Genomic DNA, 14,722 nt, shown 5'->3' on the forward strand with positions numbered 1-14,722 from the left:
TCGAGTGTCAGATAAAATAAAACTCTTCGCCGGATAACAAACCAGCTCGCATTGGCATCATCCCCAGCTCTTCAGCCAGATGCTGTGCAAGCGCGCTGTCTTCAGCCGGATCCTGATAGTTAACGCTGAGCTTGCCATTCGCGTCAGCCTCATACGTCGTCATTACCTGCCTGATATCCTCAAGCAGAGAATTGAGCTGCTCGGGTAGCACTTGCGTGGCAGATACATAGGCATTGAAGGTCAGCGGTTTATCCACCATATCGAATATCTGGCCTTCAGCGCGGTAATCTTCAAGCACGGATTTAATGGTGCGGGTCAGGTCATACTCCGGGTTTCTGAGCACCACATCCAGGTCGCTCTCACCACGGGCATTAACCTCAATTAAGTCTCTAAAACCAAGTACCTGGTACTGATCCCCATATTTGACCAATATATCAAAATAGGAACTGACTATTGCAGACTGATAACGGTCTTCAACCTGGAACGGCATTGCCCGGATCCCATATTCACGGTTGGCTTGTTCTTCCAGCTGCGGATTTTGCTGTGGGTCTATAAACTCTGCCCGCACTTTGCCTGCACCTGCCACTTCATATTCAGCGATCAGATCTCGCATTTGTGGTACCAGCGGCGCCAGCAAAGGATGGGTTTTTGCAGAGAAATAACCACGGATCAACAAGGGCTCTTCTAACTGCTGTAAATAGCGTTTTGTCTGGGTCGAAATGGAGTATTGCTGCCCCTGTGTGGTGTCAACGCGCAAATAAGGCAGCTTGTATAACCACAGGTTTGCAAATAGCAAGTTGGCGACAGCAAAAGTGACTCCCAAATGCCAGTGTTTATGATGAGCTTTGACGGGTTTATCCACCCAGCGGGCGCGCTCCAAAGCGAACACATTGAGTAGCAAAAAGACTAGGATCAGCGACAAATAATAATACAGATCTCTTAAATCCACTACACCCCGGGCAATAGATTCAAAGCGACTACCCGTTCCGAACAAGCGCATAACTTCCGCAATCTGGTGGCCAAAAAACCCGGTTAGCCCCTCACTACCAATCACATATAAGAGTACACAGATACATGTGGCAAGCATAAAACTGATGATCGGGTTATCCGTTCTGGCGGAGACAAATAAGCCTATACTGAGATACACACTGCCCAGTAATAAGGTTGCCAGATAGCCCGACCAGACCGGGCCCCAGTCCAGTTCAGCCAAAAATGAGACACTCAATGGCACCACCAAAGTGATGGCTAAAGCCAGTAGCAGCAACAGCACACAGGCAATAAATTTGCCCAATACAAATTGCCACAACCCAAGTGGCTGGGTGTAAACAAACTCCAGCGTACCGGAGCGACGCTCATCACTCCATAGGCGCATGGTAAAGGCCGATGACAAAAAGATCATCAGTACCGGTAACCACTCAAACAAAGGTCTGATATCCGCAATATTGCGGGCAAAAAAAGCCTCAGCCCAGAAGAAAGTAAACAGGGCCACACCACCAAAAACCAATAAGAACAGATATGCCAGTGGTGACGAAAATACCAGCCACAGTTCTTTAGCGGCAATTGTCCAGCACAGCCTCAATGGCGTTACATTATGCTGCATGGCTTGCCTCCTTCTGACCATATTCGCTAAATAGGGTTTCCAGATCCCGGTTTACCTGCCCGACTTCGAAAACTCGGAGTCCACAATGTACCAACTTTTGAATCAGTTCAGCACACACGTTTGAGTGCTCCGCCTCAGGCATAAGATCGAGATGATACGTATGATAATCGCCAGTGTGTGAGACCAGATTGAAACGCCGCACGCCACTTAGACGAGAAACAAACCCAAGCTGTGCTGGAGCTGCATCGCAACATAGCGCCACCTGAGTACTATTTTTTATCTCGCTCAGTGGTTTATCGAGCTGAATTTCTCCTTTGCTCAGCAATATCACACGGTCACACAAGGCCTCGACTTCCTGCATGATATGGGTCGATAATATGACAGTCGCCCGTTTAGCTACTTCCTTAATCAGGTGCCTCATCTGCTGTGTTTGTTGCGGATCCAGACCATTGGTTGGTTCATCCAGGATCAGCAGGCGTGGCTCACCAAGCAGGGCCTGCGCCACCCCGACCCTTTGTTTGTAACCACGTGACAAAGATGAGATTGAGGAAAATAAACGGGTTTCAAGTGCGGTTGCGCCGACGGCTTGCTTTATCTGTTGGTTCTTGTTCCTGCCCTGCAACCCTTTTAGACTGGCTGCAAAATCCAGATAATCAGCCACTATCATATCCGGATAGACTGGCAAACTTTCGGGCAGGTAGCCCAGTTTTGCCTGAAACGCCCTAGAGTTTTTGGCCAGATTGATGCCATCTAGCGCGACCTCCCCGTCATCCGGCTCCAGATAACCTGAGAGCATTTTCATTATGGTGGTTTTACCTGCGCCATTGTGGCCAAGCAAGCCCACTATCTGACCAGGTTCAATGTCAAAGCTGACATTGTTGACAGCAATAAAATTCCCGTAGCGACGGGATAAATCACGCACCGTAAGCATTTGGCCTCCTAATACAAAGCTATTGAGATGAAAGTGATTTGTTGTATTTGTTGGCGTTTCTGAGCACAGTCTGAAGAGGCTGGCTCGTCGAGACGCCAAATTTGCATATAGGGTCATTGAAGAAGCAATTCAAGTTGTAATTGCACCTTTTTCGGTGACGCATAATGTTCTGTTAGCCTTTAGTCTAATTTCATGTCATTTCGTCGGCTCTGGCTTGCAATGGGACAAACTTTACTATTTCTTTGAGTTATAGCTTATTACGTTTTAAGCACCTTTAGTGATTTCATGGGTGTGCCGCAGGCAATGACAACAACAAGGAAAAGATCATGACAACATCAGCAATCAAGCCAACCCTCAGCTATCATCGTGGCGTCTCTGACAGGCCTTTACTTGAGCAAACCATCGGCGGCTATCTGGAGCGCATTGTCGAGCAGTTTGGGGAGCGTGAAGCGATTGTTGTCTGCCATCAGCAACATCGCCTTAACTACCGTGAATACCTGACTCGTATTGACGAGCTGGCTGCTGCGCTATTGCACTGCGGGATCCAGCCAGGCGACAGAGTTGGGCTTTGGTCACCCAATAATCTTGAATGGTCGCTGGTGCAATTTGCCACCGCACGGATCGGTGCCATTATGGTGTGTCTGAACCCGGCTTACCGCCCTGCCGAACTGGAATTTGCGCTCAATAATGCCGGCTGCAAAATGCTCATTATGGCCTCCCAATTCAAACATAGTAACTATGTCGATATGCTCAAAGAACTTGCCCCGGGCCTGGAAGATTGCTCTTTTGGAGATCTGTACGCTCCCAGACTACCAGATCTGACCCATGTTGTGGTTATTCCACAAACTGGAGAAGTGGTCCCGGCAGGACTGTTTGATTTCAACCAGTTGCTTACACTCGCCTCAGAACAAGATTATGACGCCCTGCGCACTATCGGACCCAGACTAAACCCTACCGACGCCATCAATATCCAGTTTACCTCAGGAACAACCGGCAACCCCAAAGGCGCAACGTTAACTCACCGAAATATTCTCAACAATGCTAACCTGGTCGCGCAGACTATGCAGCTGACAGAACAAGATAAACTTTGCATCCCGGTGCCCCTATATCACTGCTTTGGCATGGTGCTGGGCAATTTAGTATGTCTTAGTCAGGGGGCCTGTGCGGTCTTCCCAAATGACGCTTTTGATCCGCTTTTGACACTACAAACTGTCGAGGCAGAGCAATGTACTGCATTACATGGCGTACCGACCATGTTTATCGCGCAGCTGGAGCATGAGCAATTCAATCAGTTCGACCTGAGCTCTCTCAGAACAGGCGTTATGGCGGGTGCCACCTGCCCGGAAAAGGTGATGCGTGATGTTCAGAGCAAAATGCATATGACCGACGTCTTAATTGGCTATGGCCAGACTGAATGCAGCCCTATTAACCATATTACTGACGTGTCAGCCCCTTTGATAAAACGGGTCACAACAGTCGGTCGAGCCATTGCCCATACAGAGGTGAAAATCATTGATGAAAGTGGCGAGCTTACCCCCAAAGGAGTACCAGGTGAAGTCTGTGCTCGCGGATACAGTGTTATGTTGGGCTATTGGCAAGATGACACGAAAACTCAGGCAACCATAGACGCTGACGGCTGGTTACACTCGGGCGATCTGGGTGTGATGGATGACGAAGGTTATGTCGCCATTGTCGGGCGCATCAAAGACATGATCATCCGCGGCGGCGAAAACATCTACCCACGAGAGATAGAAGAAGTATTGTATCATCATCCCGACATTCAAGATGCCGCTGTATTTGGGATCCATGATGAAAAGTACGGTGAGGAAGTGTGTGCCTGGCTACAGCTCAAGCCGGAACATTATGTCGATGAAGAAGCTGTGCGGGATTACCTAAAAGACAAACTCTCCTATTTTAAAGTTCCTAAACACATACGTATTGTCGACACTTACCCTATGACAGTCACCGGAAAACTACAAAAATTTAAAATGCGCGAAGCGATGGAAAAATCTCTCAGTGAACTTGCATAAGTAAGGGCGACACGTCGCCCTTCACCAACGAGCAATACACGCCTGATAACTGAAGCTCAGCCATTTTCAGGCACCTTATTGGTTAAAGTAAAAGGGTTTTTGAATAAAAAAGACTTACTCACACAATAAAATTTTAACAGCATAAACAGCTAAATACATAGAAATCGTTCACAAATTCAACTAGCCTATTAACACGAGCTCCACTTTTAAAGTATTTTTCATGGTTGCCAATCATGCATTTGGGTAGACGGTTAATCGCAATACAAACACTTTTGGTCTTGATGGCCGTCATACCTTCGCTTTGCTTTGGCAACATTCCCTTGCTTGCCAATCAATACTCTCTGAAAAAGCTGACCGCTGAAGATGGGTTTGTCTCGTCAGAAATTTACTCCATTATTCAAGACCAACAAGGGCTACTCTGGTTTGGAACAGCAGAAAATGGGGTCATGCGCTACGATGGTCGCAAAGTCACCCTGTTTGAGTTTGATGGCAAAAATGCAGGGGGCCTGTCCCATAATGACGCAGGGAACCTGATGCTGGACAGGAATGGAAACATTTGGATCGGGACCTGGGGTGGCGGCGCGAATCGCTATGATCCAAGAACAGGAAAATTTGAAAATTTTCTCCATGACCCCAAACAAGCCGATTCAATTTCCGCCAACAGGATACAGTCTTTGTATCACGATCTGGATGGCTCTATCTGGCTGGGATCTTATGATAGTGGTCTCAACCGATACTTAGGGCAAGGTCAGTTTGAACACATCAAGAAAACTTCTGAGTCGGCCACTGGCCTTTCCCATAATCGGATCTGGGACATAGAAAATGACGGCAAGGACCGTATCTGGATTGCTACCAGCTATGGGTTAAATTTATACGATAAAACCACCAAAAGTTTCCATTACTTTTTTCCCGACTCAGCCAATATCACCCCAACCGGCACAAATGAAATCCGCCATATTTTAAAGGCGTCTGACAACCAGCTTTATGTAGGCACACAACAAGGTCCATTCACATTTGACCCAGAAAGTGCTGATTTTACCGAAATAGGACCACAAGATGGCAGTCATCTTGGCCAGGTAAACTCCATGATTGAAGATCAGGAGGGTTACATCTGGTTTGTTACCAGTAAAGGGGTATTCAGAAAAACCCCTTCAACTGATGAGTTAGTGCAACTAGACCTTGAGCATAGTCATGGCATGAGAATTATCTTTGAAGATAGTGCCAGAACGCTCTGGATAACCAACGAAGTGCATGGCATTTTCAAACTGGTACCTCATCGCAAATTTAAGTCAATTAACAGCTCAAAACTACAGGCACCTAATGGCATTACCTCAGACAGTAACGGTGATCTGCTCATAGTAAACTCAAGGTCACACCTGTTAAAATGGGACGTGTCTTCGCAAACCTTGCGCACCCTGTCTGGCCCAATTTTTAACGAGTCAAATGGATTTAATGAAAACAGACTATTAGAGCGCCCTGTCTTGCATCTCGACACACGGGGTAACTTATGGGTTGCACAAGATGAAGGACTGGCGAAGTTTCATTTAGACTCGCTCGAGGCAGAGCTCATTCGTTATCCCAAGGATGACCCTAACCACCGAGAATTTAGGGAAATCAGAGCACTCGCCCTCGATAAGCAAGGCGATCTGTGGATAGGCACATATAAAAATGGCGTTTATATTTACAGCCCAGATAAAGGCACCTTCAGGCATCTTGACCCCTCCTATGGCTTATCTCACCCAGAAGTTCTGACAATATACCAAGATAATTCACAGAATATGTGGGTTGGCACCGGCAATGGCGTTAATCTTTGGCTGGAAAAAGAACAAATATTTCAGCCGTTTACAAATAATATTTATCGAGAGGACAGCCTGCTTGGTAGTATTGTTCAGGATATTCATCAAACTCAGGACGGGCAAATCTGGATTGCCACTCAGCAAGGGCTTAACCTCTACCAGCCTCAGACCAATAACTTCGCGCACTTTAGCATGCAAAATGGCTTACCCAGCAATCTGATCCGTTCGATTTCGGATGACATGCGAGGGAATCTATGGCTCACCACCAACAGAGGCATCACCAAGTTCTCACCAGCAGATGGTAAAGTCACTAATTTTGACAGCCACAATGGGCTGCTCGGACTAAATTATTATCCGGATAGCCTGGTTAAAGGTAAGCACGATCTCTTATTTACCAGCAGTCAACGCGGCATCGAGTACTTTAGTACACGCCCTTTGCAGGCAAACCAAAAAGATCCTGCTCTGGTCCTTACCGGCTTTAACAAAATGGGGCAGCCCGTTAAATTGGACAGACCCTACTCCTATGTGACTGATATTTACCTTACATATCTCGATTACATATTCTCTCTGGAATTTTCAGTACTGGACTTTGTCTCGCCCAATAAGAATCTGTATGCCTATAAGCTTGAAGGTTACGATGACAACTGGATAGAAATAGGCAACCGCAATAGCGCCTCTTTCACTAACTTAGATGGCGGGCATTATACCTTTCAGGTAAAAGCAACCAACAGCCGTGGCGAATGGGGCTCAAGCATTCTGTCTGTTAACCTGCACGTGTCCCCGCCTCCGTGGAAAACTTGGTGGGCATACACTTTGTATGCATTGGCGTGTGCTCTGGTTATTTTTAGCGTGATCTACTTGCGTACCCGACTACAAAAAGCGGAGATAGACCGCCAGAAGCAGTTTGTAATACAGCTTGAGGAGCAGGTCTCTGAGAAAACCGCCTCATTAAAATCACAAGCCACTGCGCTTGAGGCAGCACTGAAAAAAGCGGAAGAAGCCACCCGGCTTAAATCTGAGTTTTTGGCCAATATGAGTCACGAGATCAGGACACCCATGAATGGCGTTTTGGGCATGTTGGAGCTACTCAAACACAGCGAGTTAACACCCGAACAAGAACACTCGGTGGGGATTGCCAGCAACAGTGCGCACTCCTTACTCAGCCTCATTAACGACATTCTTGATTTTTCAAAAATTGAGGCCGATAAACTCGAGCTGGAATTCATTGACTTTGATGTCAGGCAGCTGTTTGAACAGCTTGCAGAATCCATGGCTCTTGCAGCACAAACAAAGGGGATCGGCCTTGTTTTGGATCTGACCGGCATAGACGCACACATTATTAATTCCGACCCAGGCAGGATCAGGCAAATTGCAGCCAATATCCTCAGTAACGCTATTAAATTTACAGAAGAAGGCGAAATTATCATTTCCGCCTCGCTAAACCCTTCAGCCAGTGATGGCCAGTACACTCTCAGCTGTCAGATCCAGGACACCGGAATCGGGATTCCAGAAGACATGCTCTCGAGTCTGTTTGACTCCTTCACCCAGGTTGATGCATCAACCACTAGAAAATACGGCGGTACCGGGCTTGGGCTGAGCATAACGAGAAGACTGTGCCAGCTGTTAGGGGGAGATGTTTACGTTTCTAGTAAAGTGGGTATTGGTAGCTGCTTTGAATTTACTTGTCTGGTATCCAAAAGCGATCAGCATCAGCAAAATTTACCGACATTTGATTCTACGAATATTCGTGCGCTATTAGTTGACCCGGACACATCCAGTAATCAAGCCATCAAAAAGCAACTTGAACTTTGGCAGGTTAAGGTGAGTGTGGCAACGAACGCAGAAATAGCACTGCAAATACTGGCTGACAACACCATAGATATTGTCTTTTTTAACCGCTCACTTCCAACCATGAGTAGCGAGCTGATGGCCTGTGAGATACGGAGAAACGCTGAACATAGTCGGTTAAAATTGATCATGATGACACTGCTGGATGAACAGTTCGAAGCCATTGAGTCCAGCTCAGAACAGCTGGACGGATACTTCACCAAACCAGCAACACAAAGCGACCTCATCAAGGCGTTGTCTACCGTAAAGGCCAATACTGAGGCTGATCCTGACACTTCAGCCATTCAAAATACCCTTACTGATAGCGATATCTCAGCCCCTTGCTGGGCAAAACACACCCGCGTTTTACTCGTTGAAGATAACAAAGTTAATCAAATTGTAGCTGTACGTATCTTAGAGCATTTAGGGATATCAACTGACATTGCCGAAAACGGGTATGAAGCATTAGATAAATTGCGCGATGCTGATGACTCAACTCCATACACTATTGTACTGATGGACTGCCAGATGCCGAAAATGGATGGCTATGAGGCAACCCGCTGTATACGTTCGGCACAGGCTGGTAGTCACCAGGCAGATATTCCCATCATCGCCATGACCGCCAATGCCATGCAAGGCGACAAACAAAAATGCCTGGATGCAGGTATGGATGATTACATAACCAAGCCCATAGAATCTGCCAAAGTTGCCGAAAAGCTTGAATACTGGATCACTAAAACAACGATAACCTGATTAACGCACTGGCTTTGCTAATCTACGAATGAGCAGTATTGGGTTGAGTGGAGTTGCTCATTAATGTCAGAGCAACACATTCAAAACGGACGAACCAAGCATTCGGAATGCTAAAATGAGGAAAAGAGCACACGAGATAGCGAAAAGCCGCTATCTCGCAGCCCTACCATTTTGATGGACGCACAGTAGGTAATCCCTTCAGAACTTTTTTCATGTACTCAGCTTGCTTACCAGATGGCGAACCGTCAATATCAGCAACCCTCTGTAAAAGATCTTTTATAGAATCTACCTGATTTGGTTTGAATTGGTCATAAGCCCTCTCCAAACTTCTTGCTGGGTTTGAGAAAAACTCCTGACCATTACCTATAAGATACACACTGGAGGTGAGCATATCTTTTGCTTCCCCAGGGCTAAGGTGAAACTCTTGCTCAAACACCTCAAGGATTGCCGACTTTTGAGTAGCGGTGATATCTCCATCCACTTTTGCCACCCCTGTTACCAGCAAACCCGCAACATCCAACGGAGAGTCCAGTTTGAAAACAGGGTTAAGATCGTGGTTTTTGCGAAAAGTCCTGCGGCGGTGCCATGAAAAAGGATTAAGCCAGCCCAAATCAATTCCAGAATCGTTGAGTCGATTAGCCAAAATTAAAATTGTAATGATTGCTCCGAGCAAACCTAAGATAATGTGCATTGTTAAAAATTCTCCTTTTTTGGCTAACAGATAATTCGACTCCCTTCTTCCTGCTATGCATTACTGGTCAGCTTTTATGATTGGAGTCAGACAGTTGTGAACAATAATACAGTGAACGGTATTGATTTGGCAAAAGTTGTTTTGCAGGTTGGCGTGTACGCAAACATTTAGGTGGGTTCGAATGCAGAGGTAATATCGCAAGCTTTTACACCATGGTTGCCCCCCTTGAAACAACAAAAATTCATATGGTATTCTTTTTGGCTGGTTTAGAATGGATGTTGAAAATTTCAGGTGTTCGTCACTATGGGTGGCAGGCCTCTTACAGAGGGAAGTTTCCGGGTCAATGAAATACAATACTCGTATTATTTATGTTGAAGATGAGCAAGAGACCGCTGATATAGTCAGCGCCTATCTAGCGCACGCAGGTTATTGTGTATCTCACTTAACCACTCATAAAAGTGCGCAAAAAGCTTTATACGAAGAGAATTTTGACTTGGCCATTCTGGATATTGTGCTGCCTGATGGCAGTGGTCTGGAGCTACTACAAAATGCCGTAGCGCAAGGTGTGCCAAGTATTTTGTTGTCGGCGAAAAAATCCGAATCAGAGCGCATAGAAGGGTTCAGATTAGGGGCGGTAAATTGGTAGACATCCATTACTAAATTCACAAATTTTTCCTCTCGCATTGACCCAACAGAACCCATACAAGGCACATGCAACATTGGATACTTACATAGCAACTCGTAACGAGAACTGATAACGCTGGGTGTCCGTATTTTTCTATTCGGCTAAAAGACGCTTTCAGTTTCTTTATAGGTTGTGTTATGGGAATTATAAATTATTTGATGTCATCCACATGTCCTTTAGTAGTCCCAGTTTTCTTTGGTCTGTTTTTCTTTCTCAGGAATCCAGCCAAAGCAAGAAACTGTATTTTAGTCACTTTCCCTTTCTTCCAACCCCTTGTCTTCACTTGATTTTCTACATATTTGTTATAAATAGGATGCGCCCATCCTTTTTTTATATGAGCACGTTTACCTTTATCCAAAGCTTTTATTCGAAGATGGTGTGTTTTCGGTCGTCCTGATGGCATCATCATCCCATTATGAACTCCATTAGCCCATGCTTCGGGAATGCCATAGCTATCACATATCGCAGCAGGGATAAGATGCTGTGCTTCACGACCTCGTTTCCAATCTTTAAATGCTTGCTTCTTGTGGCTTAAGGAATATCTCGCTTTCGCTAACTTGGCTGAGTTTCCATAATTTCCTTTAACCAACTGAGCCGGAATATTTCTCGGCTGATTAGAAAAAGAGGATAACAGATCGTCTTTCAGTTTTCTTTGTGCAACAGCCTCAGGTCTATTATCCACAAGCCCAAAACCTTTTTTTAGAACAATTTTCTTCTGACTAACACTGTTAGCAATCGCCCTACTTCTATTTTCTTTTGGCTTCTCTACTTGTGAATACATATCTCAACCCTTTTTCGTTTTCTTTAGTGGTTGTTAAAGGCTATATTCAGTTCCATATAACTTGCCCTTAAAAGCCACAGTGGTTTTTGTTTTCGACTGTATCGTTACTTTTACTGGCCTTTATCGCCTTGATTTGGCTGGCTGTGGATATGACGGACAGGATATGACGGACACCCATTCCAAAACTTGTCGCTCTTACTTCTACCATCTATGCTTTTAACCTGCTCCAAGGATAAGGACGAACCCAATGCCAAAGGCACGGAAAAGCCAGGTCAGCTTAGTTGACACAAAATACTACCATTGCATCTCTCGCTGCGTAAGGCGTGCCTTTTTATGCGGTCAGGACCCATTAACAGGCCAATCTTATGAACATCGCCGTGAATGGGTTGAAGAAAAATTACTTCTGCTAGCAAGCATTTTCTGCATTGATATTTGCGCTTACGCTGTAATGAGCAACCATACTCACATCGTTTTGTATGTAGACGATAAAAAGGCAAATCGATTGCATGACAAAGCCATCGTCATACGCTGGCACAAGTTGTTTAAGGGAAACTGGCTGACACACAAATTCATGGAAGGTAACGAACTCACTCTGTCCGAACGCATTATGCTCGACGATATTATCGACAAATATCGCGAAAGACTGGCCAGTATCAGCTGGTTTATGCGCGTACTGAACGAAGACATTGCCCGCCGTGCGAATAAAGAAGATGGCTGCAAAGGCCGGTTCTGGGAAGGCAGGTTTAAATCCCAGGCATTGCTCGATGAAGCCGCCCTTGCCGCCTGTATGGCCTATGTAGACCTCAACCCTATCAGGGCCAAAATGGCCGCCACACCAGAAACCTCTAAATTCACCAGTATCAAAAAACGCATTGAACACGCACAGCAAGGTAAACAACCAAAGAGCCTTCTGCGCTTTGCTGGTAACCCCAGACAAAACATGCCCAAAGGTTTGCCCTTTGAGCTTAAATACTACATTGAACTGGTTGAACTCACAGGCCGATGTATTCGAGCTGACAAACGAGGTCATATCTGCGATGCCCAGCCTATTCTCGCCAGATTGCAAATAGAACCTGAAAACTGGCTCAAACTCACCACGCGATTTACCAAAGTATTCCACGGTGCAGTCGGCAAGCGCCATGCGTTGACTGAATTTTGTGAACACCTGCAAAAAAAGCGACGCCCCAATCTGGCTAATTGTGAGCGCTTATTGGGCTAGTATTGCCTTTATCCTGAGCTCACGTGATGACTGCCGTACCAGGGCTGTGCTTGAGCGTGCCCAGAAATATCAAATAGCTGTTGTTTCAACTGAGATTGCTCATCAATGAGTTCCGACTCTGTGGTTTATCGCTTCTTTCTTTCTCAACATCGCAGTCATTCTTCAAGGGCCCACAAAAGGAACGAACAACGCTGGGTGTCTGTGCTTTTCATCAGGGCCAAAATGGACGCCACACCAGAAACCTCTGAATTCACCAGTATCAAAAAACGCATTGAACACGCACAGCAAGGTAAACAACCAAAGAGCCTTCTGCGCTTTGCTGGTAACCCCAGACAAAACATGCCCAAAGGTTTGCCCTTTGAGCTTAAATACTACATTGAACTGGTTGAACTCACAGGCCGATGTATTCGAGCTGACAAACGAGGTCATATCTGCGATGCTCAGCCTATTCTCGCCAGATTGCAAATAGAGCCTGAAAACTGGCTCAAACTCACCACGCGATTTACCAAAGTATTCCACGGTGCAGTCGGCAAGCGCCATGCGTTGACTGAATTTTGTGAGCACCTGCAAAAAAAGCGACGACCTAATCTGGCTAATTGTGAGCGCTTATTGGGCTAGTATTGCCTTTATCCTGAGCTCACGTGATGACTGTCGTACCAGGGCTGTGCTTGAGCGTGCCCAGAAATATCAAATAGCTGTTGTTTCAACTGAAATTGCTCATCAATGAGTTCCGACTCTGTGGTTTATCGCTTCTTTCTTTCTCAACATCACAGTCGCAGTCATCCTTCAAGGACCCACAAAAGGAATGTGTAACGTTGGGTGTCTGTGCTTTTATTGGGTGTCCACGCACTTGTTTTTTATTAGGTGTCCACGCACTTGTTTTCCAAAGATGGGGCTGATTTTGTAATGAGTAAGCCCGTTCTTTTCGTACAACTTTGAATTAGCAGTGCCTAGCGATATATCCATATGACAGTTAACGCTCGCAGAACCCGAACAACAAGTACTTTAACCGCCTGTTTTTCGCGGCCATTTCTTGCTGCTTCAGGTTGCTACATTTATTGTATTTATTCGTGCATTATGATGTAAGAAATAGTTGAATAATTTGGAATTGTATTGCAGGTATAGTTTTTGTTTTGATCTGAGACGTAGACTTGAATTTTCCTATTCGCTGCTTTCGCAGCCAAAAGCATAGATGAGCCTAGGTCAGTGCGTGCACACATCCAAGGGTTTGAACCTGAGTTGGTTTTGAAAGCCAGTTGTCGCTTGCCATTTGCATCGGTACAACCGGAGTGATCTGCCATTAGAAAGACAATATTCCCGTGGCATGGAATATCACCCGCTAGTGATAGTGATGAATACAGAGTTAAAAATATAACTATTAATGTTGTCTTCTTCATTTTTCTACCTTTAATTATGACGCTGAATTAAGCGATGAGTAGCATCTGCGAGATTTTTGCTAACGAATTAAATTGCAAAGATCGCAACAATATCCCGAATCCAATTTAATTGTCATTGTTAGATTGTTCACAATGACCTTACTCGGCTAACCGAGATACGATTCCCCGATTCGTCACATTTATTCGAATTTACATCAACTTGGATTTTAGAACCACTACATAGTCGCAATAACTCGAACGTGGAACGTCAAACGCTAGCGAGTTGACATAGCGAGTTGACAGACACCCAATCTAAAACTTGTTTGTCGCACCTGCACCATCTAGATAGCGAGTTGACAGGCACCCACTCCAAAACTTGTCTGTCACTGGGTGCCTGCGTACTTTTGCGTACTTTCTACCCCACCCAACAGACCCAAATGTAGGACAGTTTTTGATTGGGTGTCCACGCACGGCGTTGGTCATTCTTCAAGGTCCCATAAAAGGAATATGTAACGCTGGGGTAACGCTGGGTGTCTACGTATTTTCGGTGATATTTAAAGTCAATGCGATAGACACGTACTGTAGTGTTTTTTCTATTTTATTTAGCCAAATACTAACTAGATAACAACACCATACATAATAGCTTCATCCTACACGATACGCTCAGAAAAACTGCCATCAAATTTATAGGGGAGTTACTCAAACCCAACAGATCCAACTGTAGGACAGTTTTTGATTGGGTGTCCGTGCTATTCGTTCCTTGCACGGCGAGCTTGGTAAAAAGCGAGCAGACATCCTCTCCCAAAATCAGACCCCAAATGTGGGACGGTTTTTGATTGGGTGTCCGTGCTATTCTCTTTTTTGATTGTTTGATTGGGTGTCCGTGTTATTAACATTAGGGGCGCTGGATAACCAGTCAAGCCCGGATATATGTCAGAGCAACACATTTATAGCGGACTGGACCAAACATCAGGCATGGCAACACGGGTAACATAACGAACGGGATAACGAAAACTCGCTACCCCGCAGGCCT

9 protein-coding genes and 1 pseudogene are annotated in these 14,722 nt (G+C 45.5%); 5 read left to right on the top strand and 5 right to left on the bottom strand.

The window, feature by feature from the left end; genetic code table 11:
• Nucleotides 1–7 precede the first annotated feature (7 nt).
• On the bottom strand, nucleotides 8–1,600 hold the full coding sequence (locus ELR70_RS25090; protein WP_206613305.1) for a Gldg family protein: 1,593 nt from the start codon (nucleotides 1,598–1,600) through the stop codon (nucleotides 8–10).
• Nucleotides 1,590–2,531 (bottom strand): ATP-binding cassette domain-containing protein, encoded by a 942-nt coding sequence (locus ELR70_RS15540; RefSeq protein WP_054017667.1) that lies wholly within the window; start codon nucleotides 2,529–2,531, stop codon nucleotides 1,590–1,592. Before ELR70_RS15540 ends, ELR70_RS25090 begins: the two co-directional genes overlap by 11 nt.
• A 326-nt stretch (nucleotides 2,532–2,857) precedes the next feature.
• Here ELR70_RS15540 and ELR70_RS15545 point away from each other — a divergent pair, with 326 nt between their 5' ends.
• Both ELR70_RS15545 and ELR70_RS15550 read left to right on the top strand, forming a co-directional pair.
• A complete protein-coding gene (locus ELR70_RS15545; RefSeq protein WP_054017668.1) occupies nucleotides 2,858–4,561 on the top strand; it encodes an AMP-binding protein in 1,704 nt (567 codons plus the stop codon).
• A gap of 233 nt (nucleotides 4,562–4,794) precedes the next feature.
• Nucleotides 4,795–8,937 carry a hybrid sensor histidine kinase/response regulator gene (locus ELR70_RS15550; RefSeq protein WP_082353405.1) on the top strand — a complete coding sequence of 1,381 codons (4,143 nt, stop codon included), beginning with the start codon at nucleotides 4,795–4,797 and terminating at the stop codon, nucleotides 8,935–8,937.
• A 163-nt stretch (nucleotides 8,938–9,100) separates the two neighbouring features.
• On the opposite strand, the gene ELR70_RS15555 is transcribed toward ELR70_RS15550, so the two are convergent.
• Nucleotides 9,101–9,628, bottom strand: coding sequence for a TerB family tellurite resistance protein (locus ELR70_RS15555; RefSeq protein WP_054017669.1), 528 nt, complete (start codon nucleotides 9,626–9,628; stop codon nucleotides 9,101–9,103).
• A 343-nt stretch (nucleotides 9,629–9,971) separates the two neighbouring features.
• On the opposite strand from ELR70_RS15555, the gene ELR70_RS15560 reads away from it, so the two are divergent.
• Nucleotides 9,972–10,274 (top strand): response regulator, encoded by a 303-nt coding sequence (locus ELR70_RS15560; protein ID WP_054017670.1) that lies wholly within the window; start codon nucleotides 9,972–9,974, stop codon nucleotides 10,272–10,274.
• Between the two features lie 190 nt (nucleotides 10,275–10,464).
• On the opposite strand, the gene ELR70_RS15565 is transcribed toward ELR70_RS15560, so the two are convergent.
• Nucleotides 10,465–11,094: a hypothetical protein gene (locus tag ELR70_RS15565; protein WP_054017671.1), complete on the bottom strand. Its 630-nt coding sequence runs from the start codon at nucleotides 11,092–11,094 to the stop codon at nucleotides 10,465–10,467.
• 247 nt (nucleotides 11,095–11,341) lie between these two features.
• On the opposite strand from ELR70_RS15565, the gene ELR70_RS15570 reads away from it, so the two are divergent.
• Nucleotides 11,342–12,313 carry a hypothetical protein gene (locus tag ELR70_RS15570; RefSeq protein ID WP_054017672.1) on the top strand — a complete coding sequence of 324 codons (972 nt, stop codon included), beginning with the start codon at nucleotides 11,342–11,344 and terminating at the stop codon, nucleotides 12,311–12,313.
• 210 nt (nucleotides 12,314–12,523) lie between these two features.
• Nucleotides 12,524–12,931 (top strand): annotated as a pseudogene (locus tag ELR70_RS15575) (transposase); the annotation flags it as partial.
• Between the two features lie 446 nt (nucleotides 12,932–13,377).
• On the opposite strand, the gene ELR70_RS15580 reads toward ELR70_RS15575, so the two are convergent.
• On the bottom strand, nucleotides 13,378–13,710 hold the full coding sequence (locus tag ELR70_RS15580; RefSeq protein ID WP_054017608.1) for a hypothetical protein: 333 nt from the start codon (nucleotides 13,708–13,710) through the stop codon (nucleotides 13,378–13,380).
• Nucleotides 13,711–14,722: the final 1,012 nt, after the last annotated feature.

This window comes from Pseudoalteromonas sp. R3 (genome assembly GCF_004014715.1).
In the GTDB taxonomy this organism is placed as follows: Bacteria; Pseudomonadota; Gammaproteobacteria; order Enterobacterales; family Alteromonadaceae; genus Pseudoalteromonas.

Coding starts and splice junctions, on each gene's coding strand:
- ELR70_RS25090 (WP_206613305.1), bottom strand. CDS start 1,600: ATGCAGCATAATGTAACGCCATTGAGGCTGTGCTGGACAATTGCCGCT.
- ELR70_RS15540 (WP_054017667.1), bottom strand. CDS start 2,531: ATGCTTACGGTGCGTGATTTATCCCGTCGCTACGGGAATTTTATTGCT.
- ELR70_RS15545 (WP_054017668.1), top strand. CDS start 2,858: ATGACAACATCAGCAATCAAGCCAACCCTCAGCTATCATCGTGGCGTC.
- ELR70_RS15550 (WP_082353405.1), top strand. CDS start 4,795: ATGCATTTGGGTAGACGGTTAATCGCAATACAAACACTTTTGGTCTTG.
- ELR70_RS15555 (WP_054017669.1), bottom strand. CDS start 9,628: ATGCACATTATCTTAGGTTTGCTCGGAGCAATCATTACAATTTTAATT.
- ELR70_RS15560 (WP_054017670.1), top strand. CDS start 9,972: ATGAAATACAATACTCGTATTATTTATGTTGAAGATGAGCAAGAGACC.
- ELR70_RS15565 (WP_054017671.1), bottom strand. CDS start 11,094: ATGTATTCACAAGTAGAGAAGCCAAAAGAAAATAGAAGTAGGGCGATT.
- ELR70_RS15570 (WP_054017672.1), top strand. CDS start 11,342: ATGCCAAAGGCACGGAAAAGCCAGGTCAGCTTAGTTGACACAAAATAC.
- ELR70_RS15580 (WP_054017608.1), bottom strand. CDS start 13,710: ATGAAGAAGACAACATTAATAGTTATATTTTTAACTCTGTATTCATCA.